The organism is Algoriphagus mannitolivorans DSM 15301 (genome assembly GCF_000429425.1).
Lineage (GTDB): Bacteria > Bacteroidota > Bacteroidia > Cytophagales > Cyclobacteriaceae > Algoriphagus > Algoriphagus mannitolivorans.
In genome coordinates, this window is sequence record NZ_AUBV01000004.1 from 50490 (window position 1) to 63281 (window position 12792).

The following is a 12792-nucleotide window of genomic DNA, read 5'->3' on the forward strand; positions in this document are numbered from 1 at the left end:
TTTTGACAAATTCTCATTTGATTTTTTACACTTTTCTCAAACCAGAATCACAAATGATCTACCGCTACCTTTATCTAGGACTATTCCTTTTTCTGAATTCCTATTTTCTCCAAGCCCAAGAAATCACCTTGAAGGGAAAAGTCATGGATTCCAATGAAAACAGACCTTTGGAATTTGCCAATATAGCTTTGCTCAATCCCTCCGACTCCTCTTTGGTATCTGGTGGGATGACAGATTTGGACGGTACTTTCAACTTTAATGCATCCTCGGGAAATTACATTTTCAGAGTGGGCTTTATTGGCTATGAGGAGTACTACGAACGAGTGGTCATAGGCAATAAGAACCTGGTGAATTTTGGCACCATCAAACTCCAGCCTAATGCACAAAATCTAGAAGAAGTCGTCGTTCAGGGAGTCACCTCCATGTTTGAAACTGATATTGATAAAAGAACTTATAACGTCGAAAACAGCATCGTTTCCCAAGGGCAGACTGCAGCCCAACTCTTGGCTACCTTGCCTTCCATTCAGGTGGATGACGAAGGGGGCATCACCATGCGGGGAAGCGGAAATATCCTGATCTACATCAATGGGCGTCCTTCCAACCTTTCAGGAGACGATACAGAAAGCATACTTTCTCAATTCCCTGCCAATAGTATTAAGTCTGTAGAGCTCATCACCAATCCAAGCTCCAGATATGACGCTACCGGAGTGGGCGGAATTATCAATATTATTCTTAAGAAAAATGAAAAACTAGGTTTCAATGGTCAAATAGATGCCTCTGTAGGCACTAGAGATAAGTATCAAGCTGGCCTCAACCTAAACTACGGAACAGAAAAAGCCAACTATTTCTTCTCTTACAACTGGCAGGACCGAAGAAGATGGGAACGAGGCTTGGGCAACCGGACTACTGACTTGGCTAATTTTTCTCCTACCCTTTCTCAAACTCAAAATGGATTTGAGGACGAAACCACTCACCTGATCCGCGCTGGCATGGATTATTCCCTGACTCCAAAAGGTACTCTTGGGCTCTATTTTCAGGGAAATTTCGATGACGAAATAGAGCAAGGAGAGACTGTTCAGCGGAATTTGAGCAGGACAGGAGGCTTGGACTCCACTTTTATGAGAAGTACTGTGGAAAACAGCCAAAGCGGAAACTACGAAGGGGGAATCAATTACTCGGTGGATTTGGATACCCTAGGGCAAAGGCTCTATACCTCTCTCTCCTACTCTTATGATGATCGGGAGGCCTTGGATTTCTACGATCAGACTTTCTTGACCAATGAGGGCGTCACCAATCCAAATAAGGCCTTGACCCAAGTCAATTCCCAACCCAGGACCAGCAATCTCTATGTCTTTCAGTTGGACTATGAAAAACCCTTTGTGTCAGGTAGTAAAATCGAGACAGGAGTGAAGGGAACATTCGGAAATTGGAAACGAGGTCAAGAGTTTTCTCAGGGTGATTTGGCCTCCGGTTTTGTACCGGTCACAGTGGATTCTTTGAGTGAATCCTATGACTTCACAGAAAATGTCTATGCGGGGTATTTTATCTTTCGGAATAAGATCCAAAACTTTGGCTACCAATTAGGCCTTCGGGGAGAATACACGGAAACCTTGGGTCAAACCACCCGCAGCAATCAAACCATTCCAAACAATTACTTCAACCTTTTCCCTTCGGCCTTTCTAAGCTACAGTTTGGGGACAGAAAATGAAGTTACAGTAAATTACACGAGGAGAATTTCACGACCTAGTATTTGGGACCTTTCTCCTATTTACCGGGTAAGAGATCAATATAATTTGAGCATTGGTAATCCATTCCTTCAGCCTGAGTTTACCGACAGCTATGAAGTCGGATATATGAAAGGTTGGGAACGCTATCTCCTTAACGCGACCCTTTACCACCGGTACAGCACCAACATCGAAACAAGGATCACCAGATTAACCTCAGAAAATGTAGCTATCCAAAGCCGTGAAAATGCCGACACCCGGGCTTCAACTGGATTTGAGCTGGTCAATCAGATTCAAATCAGCTCCAATTTTGATGCAACAGTGACCGGAAACTTATTTTATTCCAGAGTGGACGGAGGAAATATCGAAGAAGGATTTACCAATGAAAATTTCAGCTGGACATTAAACTTTTTGGGAAATCTCCTGATTCCCAAATGGTTCAGCGTACAGACTCAGGCCAATTATCGGGGTCCTATTGTCCTTCCTCAAGGGCAGATTGAACCACAATGGAGTGTGAATATGGGTATCAGAAAAGACGTTTTGGACGGAAAAGGCACGATCAGCCTGAATGTCAGCGACATTTTTAATACCCGAAACTTTCGAATTACCACCCAAGATCCCCGATTTACCCAATTCTGGAAATTCCAGCGGGAAAGCAGAATCGGGACAATTTCTTTCACCTATAGATTCGGAGGTTTTAAGGAGCGAAATCAAGAAAGAGGTTCGCGCAGGGAGGGTGGCGACGATATGGGAGATGACTTCTAACATTTTTTCCTGCTTTTGAATTGGCTTTCTTACATTTAGGTATGAGCCAGCTAACAGATCAAATAATTGAGGCACTGAAGGACAAGGCTATCCCTGAAAAATTGGAATTTTTTCCGAAGTTCTTCAAAGCAGGACCGGGAGAATATGCTGAAGGTGATTTGTTTTTGGGGGTAAAAGTCCCGGAGCAGAGAAAAATCGCTAAGCAGTTTTTTCAGGATATCTCCATGGACGAACTCTCCGAGCTGATTCAAAATCCCTACCATGAGGTCCGATTAACTGGATTGATTGCCTTGGTCTATCGCTACGAAAAGTCAAAATCAGAGGGAGAGCAAAAAGAACTTGCAGACTTTTACTTGCACCATCTGGATTGGGTTAACAATTGGGATCTGGTAGATACTTCTTGTCCCAGAATTCTTGGGCATTTTTATTGGAAAAAAGACAAAAGCTTATTCTACCATCTGGCTGGATCACATGATCTTTGGAGGCAGAGAGTGGCCATGATCAGCAGTCTGTTTTGGATCAAGAAAGGTGAGTTTAAGGATGCCTTGGCAATCGCTGAAATGCTTAAAGATCATCCCCATGATCTAATCCACAAAGCCGTGGGCTGGATGCTCCGGGAAATCGGAAATGAGGATATGGAAGAAGAGCTAAAGTTTTTGAAAAAGCACTATAAATCCATGCCCCGAACAGCTCTTCGCTATGCCATCGAAAAGTTTCCGGAAGAGTTGAGACAGGATTTTTTGAAGGGGAGAATTTAACATCGCCACAAAGTCACCAAGACACAATTAAATTAGTGACTTATTGCCTTCGTGGCAATTCTTATTCCTCTATCCCATCCAACTCACTCAATTCCAGCCATTCCAATTCCAATTCTTCCAACTCATTCCCGATCGCCTGAAGACGGTTGGAGTATTTCATCAATAAATCCATATCTTCCATCCCAGCGGAGATTTGCTCTTCCAAGCCGATTTTTTCCTCCTCCAGTTTAGCAATGGTCTCATTGATTTTCTTGAATTCCTGCTTTTGCTTATAACTTGCTTTGGCTTTTTGGGTGCCCTCGGATTTCTCCTCTTTTGGCTCCTGCTTCACGTTTTTAACTTCTTCCGTCTTCGGACTTCTGTCTTCCATCGGATTCTCCTTTTCCCACTCGCGGAAGTCAGTATAGTTCCCCGGAAAATCCCGGATGACCCCTTCCCCTTCAAACACAAACAGGTGCTCTACCAAGCGGTCCATAAAGTATCGATCGTGAGAAACGATGATCAAGCAACCCGGAAAAGTGTCCAGAAACTCTTCCAAAATATTCAGCGTCATCAAATCCAGGTCATTGGTAGGCTCATCGAGAATCAGGAAGTTCGGATTCTTAATCAGTACCATCAGCAATTGAAGGCGTCTTCGCTCACCTCCACTCATTTTCCCGATTGGAGTGAATTGCTGCTTGGGAGGAAACCCAAATTGAGTTAAAAACTGACTCACGGTGATCGTCTGACCTTTGTCCAAAACAACTACTTCAGCCACTTCCTTCACCACATCGATCAGACGCTTTTCCTCATCAAAACGGTCCTCTTCTTGCCGGTAATAGCCAAAGGCAGTGGTCTGACCTGCAGTAACCTTTCCGGAATCCGGATCTAAAAGCCCCGTGATCATTTTCAGAAATGTCGTTTTTCCGGCTCCATTGGGACCTACGATCCCAATTCGATCCTTTTTCTTGAAGATGTAGGAAAAATCTTTTACCAAAACCTTGTCATCATAGGACTTGCTGATTTTGTCGATTTCGAGAATTTTATTCCCCAATCGTTGAGTAGAAACAGTGAGTTCAATGTCTCTTTCTTCCCGCTTGGTAAAAGCTTTTTCCTTGGTCTCTTCAAAGGCATCCACCCGATATTTGGCCTTGGTACCTCGAGCTTTAGGCTGTCGGCGGATCCAGTCCAATTCTTTCTTGTACAAACTTTTGGCCTTCTCGATTTCAATATCTTCGATCTGCATTCTCTCGGCCTTCTTGTCCAAGAAATACCCATAGTTTCCTTGGTAGCGATGGATTTTTCCTTGATCTAGCTCGAGGATTTCATTGGTCACTTTTTCCAAAAAATACCGATCGTGTGTCACCATGAAGATAGCCAGATTGGCCTTGGCCAGGTAATCTTCCAGCCATTCGATCGTTTCGAGATCCAGGTGGTTGGTAGGCTCGTCCAGCAGCAAGAGATCAGGCTTTTCCAGAATGGCCTTGGCCAAAGAAACTCGCTTCCGCTGACCACCGGAGAGATTGCCTACAGGCAGATCCGTATCGTGCAAACCGAGTTTTCCTAGAACCTCCTTGACCTGATATTCAAAATCCCAAGCCTGAAGGGCATCCATTTTTTCAAACAGTTTGGACATCAGGTCCGAATTGTCAATTCCCCGCTCTGCATCCAACATGGCCTTGTGATAATCCTCGATCACCCGAAGAACTTCTGAATTACTTTGGTCAAAAATGGTCTGGTAAATGGACAGGTTGGATTCAAAAACCGGATTTTGGTGCACATAGGCAATCTTGACCGCATTGTTCAATGCTACTTGTCCTGTGTCAGGGATTTCCAAACCCATGATAATTTTCATCAGGGTAGATTTCCCGGCGCCATTTATACCGACTAATGCGATTTTTTGCCCCTGAGAAATGCCAAAAGAAATATTGGAAAAAAGCTTCCGTTCCCCGAAAGCTTTACTGAGATTTTCAACCGAAAGGTAATTCATGCCGCAAAAGTAAGGGAAATACCATTGAAACACGGTAGAAATACAATTGAAATAGATTCTCCTCCGTCGGATGAAATATTTCCCGAAGCATTTTTAGGTTGAGAAGGGTATTTCAATTCATTTCACCAAATGAAGGGAGGTGTATTACCAGCGTATTTCACAAAGCATATTTATTTTTGTCCTATGAAAACCATCCACGATATCCTCCAACTCCGGAATGCTCAAAATCTAACAATTGGAGGACATGAAAGTTACACTCCAAAGGTTCTATAATTTATATAAACTTATATTGGTATTCACATCTAAATGGTATTGATGATAATTTCAGTTTTATTTAAAATCATTGATTCGGATTTTTAATATGTATGGGTTTTCATACCGATCAAATTCTTGGTAAATGCGATTAACATTTGGATTATTATTTAGAAACTCGGGAAGTAAGGGATGCCCATCAAGCTTATCAATTCTCGATTTAATAGAATAAGGGTCCACTGCGAAATAAAGGAATTTACTATCACTTCCAATCGGAGTATAGATAAAGAAAGAACTCAAATCTGAAAAATCTTTTCCATATTGGTTCGCCCAACCTTTTACTATTCTAACTTTATTTGTTGCCCTATCTACTATTGAAGTATAAAAATTCGAGCCCTTAATTACGAAAATAAATATATATTTATCAGTTGGTTGTATTGAAAAAACTGAAGCATAATCATTGGCTGCTGCTTGATTTCTAAAATCCATAATATTTTCAAAATCTCGATCAAAGAACTCTTTTGGAGTTTGAAATTTTCCAAAATCCATTATATATTTTGCATTAGACCCATATTCACTTAGGGTGTAAAGCGTATCATTATCTGAATAAAAAAACTCAATCTCTTCATCCTTAGTATAGAAAGTGTCATTATTTAATACACTTAAATAACTTCTTTCATTTCCAATTTTACTGAATCCATTCTTCTTTTCACCGGTTTTTCCTGAGACCAAAACCGCACGATCGCCATCTCCATTAAAAAATAATCCGCCGTATATAAAATAATCATCTCCTTTAGGCATAAAAGAAGTGGCTAAATAGAGATAGGGGTTGTTCCATTCATTTTGAAATTCCCCTTTAGAATTAAATCTTAATAATTTCCCATTGTTCTTATCTAATACCTCTATAAAATTTGAATCCGCATTCCATCGGATGTCATCCACAGATTGAAATTCTCCCGGACCATCCCCCTGCCCAGAAATAGAATCTAAAATCACTCCGTTTGCATCAAGCAGAATAATTCTATTGGAGGTTAGTAGCCAATAATTATTTTGTATCGCTAGAATTCTTTTGATTTGTTTTATTGGGATATCTTCCGATCCTCGAATTGAGATCAATTCCTCTGTTGAAAAAATTGAGTCAAATTCTTCGGGATTAGCATCCTCAAGATTTATAGCAATTAATTTAGAGTTACTAGTGTCAATTTTCTCAGGTGAAGAACAACTAAAAAACAACAAATATATAATGGTAACCCGAGAAAGATTATGGATTTTCAACATAAGAAAGCAGTTTTAAAGAGGGGTTATTCCCCTCTTTTTCAATTTTTACAATTCATTGGATACTAACACGGAATTCTTGAACAAGTGTCCAAAGAGTTCGTGCTTTCTACACAACAATAGGTTGTTGGGCCTGTTTGTGCCAATTTGTAATACTTCGGCTTATCAGGATCTACCGATTCCTGAGAACTGGATTCGATAAGGGCAAACATCCCAAGGCTTAAGAGGATTGCTCTTTTTGCTAAAATTAGTTTTTTCATGATAATAACGATTTTGTAAAAGATTATCCTCTACGCAAAGGTGATTAGTCAACCGACTAACTATTGAATATTTTTTATTTAGTTCTAAAATTATTTATCTCATTATGCAGATGGTTTTTTATTTTTGTAAAGGGCTTTAACACCATTTAAAAGGCTAGGTATAGAAGGTTGCTCAGTAGGTATTTTTCAATTTTTTTATGTGCTTTACTTTCATGAAAACCATCCACGATATACTCAAACTTGGAGATCACAGACTTTACGAAGTCTGTGAACCCGTATTGGAATCCGATCTTTCCCTTGTCCCGGAATGGACTCAGCAACTTCACGAGGCCATGGAGGACATCCGTCGGGTGTATGGATTTGGAAGAGGAATCGCAGCGCCTCAATTGGGGATTATGAAACGGATGTTTTATCTGAATTTGGATCGTCCTTATATCATTCTAAATCCTGAATTGAAGGGATTGAGTGAGGAACTTTTCGAACTCTGGGACGATTGCATGAGCTTTCCAAACTTACTTGTAAAAGTAAAAAGGCATCAAAGCCTAACTTTGGAGTACCTGGACGAAAACTGGAACAAGCAAACTTGGACAGTGGAGGGAGCGATCTCAGAACTCATCCAGCACGAATACGATCACCTGGATGGAGTGCTTTGTACAATGCGGGCGATTGATGAGAAGAGTTTTAAGTGGAAGGGATAAAATTCAAGATAGCTGCGCAGATAAAAAAAGATAAGGCTAAAGCCGAGATACCTCAAGAAGTAAATTTCGCGAAGCATATCTTCTCTTTATTATCTTTAGCCTATGAACTTCCCATCCCTCTCTGACATTCAGGATGCTCATGTCCGCATCCGTTCTTTTATCCATCGCACGCCGATCTTGACTTCTTCGGCGATCAATGAAATCGCAGGTTGTGAGATCTATTTCAAGTGCGAAAACTTCCAGAAAGTCGGAGCCTTCAAAGCCCGGGGCGCAGCCAATGCCGTAATGAAACTGTCTCCTGAAGAAAGAGAAAAAGGAGTGGCGACGCATTCTTCTGGAAATCATGCAGCAGCTTTGGCCAGAGCGGCAAGTGTGGCGGGAATCCCTTCCTATATCGTCATGCCTTCCAATGCTCCCGAAATCAAAAAGAAAGCGGTGAAGGGCTATGGAGGTGAAATCATTGAATGCGAACCCAATCTCAAAGCCCGGGAAACAACACTGGAAGCGGTCGTCGAACGAACAGGTGCGACCTTTATTCCACCTTATGACTTTATGGACGTGATCGAGGGGCAGGCCACTTGCGCACTGGAGTTTTTGGAAGATCAGCCGGATTTGGAAATCATCATGGCTCCGGTTGGAGGAGGAGGACTTTTGGGCGGGACAGCCTTGACAGCTCACTACCTGAACCCAGAGATTGAAGTCATCGCCGGAGAACCTGCGGGAGCAGATGATGCTTTCCGATCTTTCCATGCCGGACATATTATCCCCCAAACCGGTCCAAATACCATCGCAGATGGCTTATTAACCTCCTTGGGGGTACTCAATTTCGAGTTGATCCGGCTCCACGTAGATGATATTCTTTTGGCTACCGATCCCCAAATTATTGATGCTATGCGCTTGATTTATGAGCGAATGAAGATCGTGATCGAACCCTCCTGTGCCGTTCCTTTGGCGGCTTTATTGGCAAATAAAGATCGGTTTACAGGTAAGAACGTAGGGATTATACTTTCTGGAGGGAATGTGGATTTGGGAAAGTTGCCGTTCTGATTGAAATAGAAATTCCAAATTCTATTCAAGTCATACTTCTCCTAGCCTTAGAAAATTTGGAGATTTTGGACTAATCTCAAGTTTATTTCGTATTTTATTGATAATAAACCCATTACGCCATGAACATTATCACTAAAATCGAACACTGGGGAGACACACACCACCCCAAATGGATAGATATCCTGAGAATCGCCCTTGGATTGGTGATTCTTTACAAAGGAATTCTCTTTATTTCCAACACCAATGCTTTGCTCCAATTGATGGAAAATGCAGACTTGCAATTCGTCAATCTGGGAGTGGCTCACTATGTCGCATTCGCCCACTTGATGGGTGGATTTCTGATTGCGATTGGTTTGGTCACCCGCTTTGCGATCATCTTCCAAATCCCGATACTTCTAGGGGCGGTATTTCTGGTTAACGTGCAGCAAGGATTTCTTTCTGTGGCCAATAACCTGGAGTTTGGCCTATCCTTGGTCGTGCTGATTCTCCTGATTGTATTTCTGATTATGGGATCGGGAAAATGGTCCGTGGATCACTGGATGAAAACCCATCCCAACGAATAGATTTCAATAACAGGAATAGCTTATCACCCCATTTTAGGGCCTGGATTTTTTGAATTCAGGCTCTTTTATTTCGGATTAAGAAGGGCTAATAGGCAAAAGTCCAAATCCTTTGATTTGAAACCTATTTAAAAAAAATGATTATCCGCAATTGCACCACAATCCAAAACTCCTTTGGTTGGCCGGTCGGAAGATCGAAGTCCGAAGCTGGCTAAAACTGAACTTCAAGCGGGATTCTATTTATTGTTTATGGCTTACTGGTTAGAAAGCGGATTTACATATAAAATAATTTTTTTACCTAAATGCTTTATCTATCCTCTTCAACCGTACCCTCATTTATCTCCATCAATATTTTACTTAACCCACCCATTCCATGGTCAATCACAAAATGCAAAGTTTGGTCCCCACTTTCTGTTTTATAACTTAGAATATCCAAGAAGTACCCATTTGCATCTTCCCCGGAGCCCATTTGGGTAATTTCCTTCCCCAAATATTTGCTGATGATTATTGTCCCATCAATTGGCGAAATGACAAAATAGGGATTTTGTTTACTCCCATCTCCTGACGAAAGGATTGTCTCACACAAAAGGTTAAATCGATTTTCATACACATTTGCCATAGGTGTATTCTTTGATTTTTGGTAGGATTTCCAAAGTCCGTAGTTTAATGCTAGGCTAACTGGATTTATTTCAGATACCAATTTCCCGTATTTGAAGATCGTATCTGCAGGAAATTGCTCCGCGCCTAAAAAAGAACGTTCCAAGCCCACCATTCCATAAGCATTATAGGATTTTTGGGCTGTTTGCCCGACCAAAAGAGCCAACAGTTCCTCATTGGAGAAATCCTCTCCTTCAATCAAAAAGCTTTCTTTCAACTGCTTGTAAGATTGAGAATTACCTTCTTCCTGAGATTGCTTATATAATCTTGGATAATCCTTTTCATACTTAAAATCCTGTGAAAAAGATAAGGTGGAAATAAAAAGGAAGGTTAAAAAAAGGATAAACATCTTCTTCATAAAATATAATTTAAGGGTTTTACGATATTACTAGGTGAATTTATTATTTATTTTCTAGGCAAAAAAGCCCAAATCTCTCGACATGGGCCTATTCATAATTCTTAATTCCTAATTCTCAATTTTTCATTTCTTGCTTTCCGCCACCGCATGATGCGCCGCTCTGGCCGCAAAAGCCATATAGGTCAAAGATGGGTTCTGCGTAGAAGTAGAAGTCATGGAAGCGCCGTCGGTCACATAAACATTCGGCACGGCATGCAACTGATGATTGGCATTCAGCAGGGAAGTCTTGGGATCCTTGCCCATGCGCACACCTCCCATTTCATGAATATCCAATCCCGGTGCCTGCTTGCTGTCTGAGGCCTGAATATTCGTAAATCCTGCTTTGGTAAACATCTCCGTCATCTGCTCGATGTAGTCCTTGACCATTTTCTCGTCATTGTCATCGTAGTCCACGGAGATTTTCAGCTGAGGCATGCCCCATTCATCTTTCAAGTTCGGGTCCAAAGTAACGTAATTGCTTTCTTTAGGAATTGTCTCGCCCATCATGTGCGAACCCACTCGCCACGGTCCATACTTATCCGGATTGAGGAGACTGTTTTTCAATTCCATTCCAATACCGCTGGTATCCGGTCCTACGCCGCGGCTGGCAGAGAATCCTGCTGCATAGCCACGGAGGAAGTCAGTCTCCTGCTTGTACACGTTTCGGAATCTTGGGAAATAGCCACTAGTCGGTCTACCTCCGGAAGTGGTGAATTCGGCATGTCCTTCATATTGTGCCGAAACCCGAGCCCGGTAGTTGTGGAAGGCCACATATTTCCCCAACAAGCCATTGTCATTTCCCAATCCATTCGGAAAGCGATTGGAGGTGGAATTGAGCAAAAGCGCATTGGTATTCAAAGCCGCCGCATTGACAAAAATCACGTCCGCATAAAATTCTTCAGTTTCCTTGGTCAGGCGGTCGATGATGCGTACCCCGGTCGCTTTTCCTTTTTCCTCATCATAAATAATGGAGTGAACCACCGCATCTGGTCGGAGGGTTAAATTGCCTGTTTTCAAAGCCCAAGGAATAGTTGAGGAATTGGAACTGAAATACCCTCCAAAAGGACAACCACGCTGACAGAGGTTTCTGTTTTGGCACATGGCTCGACCCTGTTGAGCATAATAGTCGGCATTGCCATGAATATGTGCACAGCGGGAAGAGATCATATGGCGGTCATTGCCATAATGCTTCTTGAGCTGCTCCGCAAAGTACTTTTCAACTACATTCAGTTCATAGGCCGGTAAAAATTCCCCATCCGGCAATTGAGGCAAACCATCCCTATTTCCAGAAACGCCTGCAAATTTTTCCACATGGCTGTACCATTTTTCCAAGTCCTTGTACCGAATCGGCCAATCCACCGCAAAGCCATCCCTGGCAGGTCCTTCGAAGTCCAAATCAGACCAGCGCTGCACCTGTCGTGCCCAAAGCAGTGATTTCCCCCCAACTTGATACCCACGGATCCAGTCAAACGGCTTCTCTTGTACGTATGGATGATCGGTGTCTTTCACAAAAAAGTGCATGGCATCCTCGCGGAACGCATAGCAACGGCTGATAACCGGATTGGCTTCCTGAATGTCCTGAGGAATCTGGTTTCGATGAGGAAACTCGTAAGGAAGCATATTGGTCGTCGGGTAATCTTTGACATGCTCCACGTTTCTGCCACGCTCCAGCATCAAAGTTTTTACGCCCAGATCACAAAGCTCTTTGGCTGCCCAGCCTCCACTGATTCCGGAGCCCACCACGATGGCTTGATAAGTTCTTTCCTGTTTACTTTTTAGGTTTAGATTAGCCATTGATGCGTGGTTTTTGAAGATCGGTGATCAGGACAGCCCCATTGTATTCCCCTGGGATTAGGGAATAAGGCACGATTTCGGTTTGAATGTATTCGGAGGCCATGTAACCCTGGATGGTGAATCGCTTGGTGGAGTTGACAAAATAGGCCACTGCGGCTTTTCTTTGTCCTTCCTCCGACTCATCACCTTCAAGCTTGGCTGTTTCCAAAATCAAAGCTTCTTTTTCCTTGGTGCTTAAGTCCTCATACTTTTTGCCGGTGGTTTCCTTAACATAATCCGGAAAAGCTGAAAGTCCAGCAGAGAATTTGTCCTGATTTTCCTTGGTAAAGCAGTCATTGACCATCACCAAGATGAAATCCGGAACTTCGATTTCCAAGGCACCTTTGATTTCTCCAGCAGGGATAATGGTGTCTGAAACCATTCCCAAAAGCTGTTTTTGGGAAGCTGTGATTTTTAGATTTTTGTAGGCGGCTAGAATATCCTCTTTGCTAAAATCACAGGATGGAATAAGGGCAAGGCCTCCTGAAATCAAGGCGATATGCCGCAACGCATGTCTTCTGTTCATAATAGGCTGATAGATTGGGTTTAAAGCTAATGGGCTAGAAAGTAGGGAATTTTGAAGAAAAACCCTATCCA

The 12792-nt window shown here is 42.3% G+C and carries 11 protein-coding genes; 5 read left to right on the top strand and 6 right to left on the bottom strand.

Going from position 1 to position 12792, the window contains the following annotated elements; all coding sequences use genetic code 11:
* Positions 1–53: 53 nt before the first annotated feature.
* Complete coding sequence (locus G458_RS0102740; RefSeq protein WP_026950546.1) at positions 54–2489, top strand: outer membrane beta-barrel family protein; 2436 nt, start codon at positions 54–56, stop codon at positions 2487–2489.
* Positions 2490–2530: 41 nt separating this feature from the next.
* Positions 2531–3247, top strand: coding sequence for a DNA alkylation repair protein (locus G458_RS0102745; RefSeq protein WP_026950547.1), 717 nt, complete (start codon positions 2531–2533; stop codon positions 3245–3247).
* A gap of 61 nt (positions 3248–3308) precedes the next feature.
* On the opposite strand, the gene G458_RS0102750 is transcribed toward G458_RS0102745, so the two are convergent.
* The 3 genes from G458_RS0102750 to G458_RS21745 all read right to left on the bottom strand — a co-directional run bounded on the left by G458_RS0102750 (position 3309) and on the right by G458_RS21745 (position 7003).
* Positions 3309–5216, bottom strand: coding sequence for an ABC-F family ATP-binding cassette domain-containing protein (locus G458_RS0102750; RefSeq protein WP_026950548.1), 1908 nt, complete (start codon positions 5214–5216; stop codon positions 3309–3311).
* 330 nt (positions 5217–5546) lie between these two features.
* Entirely contained in the window at positions 5547–6746 is a 1200-nt protein-coding gene (locus G458_RS0102755; protein ID WP_026950549.1) for a 6-bladed beta-propeller, read from the bottom strand.
* Positions 6747–6808: 62 nt separating this feature from the next.
* On the bottom strand, positions 6809–7003 hold the full coding sequence (locus G458_RS21745) for a hypothetical protein (protein WP_157359669.1): 195 nt from the start codon (positions 7001–7003) through the stop codon (positions 6809–6811).
* A gap of 212 nt (positions 7004–7215) precedes the next feature.
* Here G458_RS21745 and G458_RS0102760 point away from each other — a divergent pair, with 212 nt between their 5' ends.
* From G458_RS0102760 to G458_RS0102770, 3 genes are all read left to right on the top strand, one after another.
* A complete protein-coding gene (locus G458_RS0102760; RefSeq protein ID WP_026950550.1) occupies positions 7216–7701 on the top strand; it encodes a peptide deformylase in 486 nt (161 codons plus the stop codon).
* Between the two features lie 102 nt (positions 7702–7803).
* The gene (locus G458_RS0102765; RefSeq protein ID WP_026950551.1) at positions 7804–8748 is read left to right on the top strand and encodes a pyridoxal-phosphate dependent enzyme; all 945 of its coding nucleotides are present in this window, start codon (positions 7804–7806) and stop codon (positions 8746–8748) included.
* Positions 8749–8867: 119 nt separating this feature from the next.
* Positions 8868–9311: a DoxX family protein gene (locus tag G458_RS0102770; protein ID WP_026950552.1), complete on the top strand. Its 444-nt coding sequence runs from the start codon at positions 8868–8870 to the stop codon at positions 9309–9311.
* A 304-nt stretch (positions 9312–9615) separates the two neighbouring features.
* On the opposite strand, the gene G458_RS0102775 is transcribed toward G458_RS0102770, so the two are convergent.
* The 3 genes from G458_RS0102775 to G458_RS0102785 all read right to left on the bottom strand — a co-directional run bounded on the left by G458_RS0102775 (position 9616) and on the right by G458_RS0102785 (position 12721).
* Entirely contained in the window at positions 9616–10323 is a 708-nt protein-coding gene (locus tag G458_RS0102775) for a DUF4919 domain-containing protein (protein WP_084438809.1), read from the bottom strand.
* A 123-nt stretch (positions 10324–10446) separates the two neighbouring features.
* On the bottom strand, positions 10447–12156 hold the full coding sequence (locus G458_RS0102780; RefSeq protein ID WP_026950554.1) for a GMC oxidoreductase: 1710 nt from the start codon (positions 12154–12156) through the stop codon (positions 10447–10449).
* Positions 12149–12721 carry a gluconate 2-dehydrogenase subunit 3 family protein gene (locus G458_RS0102785; RefSeq protein ID WP_026950555.1) on the bottom strand — a complete coding sequence of 191 codons (573 nt, stop codon included), beginning with the start codon at positions 12719–12721 and terminating at the stop codon, positions 12149–12151. The genes G458_RS0102780 and G458_RS0102785 overlap by 8 nt, the downstream gene beginning before the upstream one ends.
* Between the last annotated feature and the right edge of the window lie 71 nt (positions 12722–12792).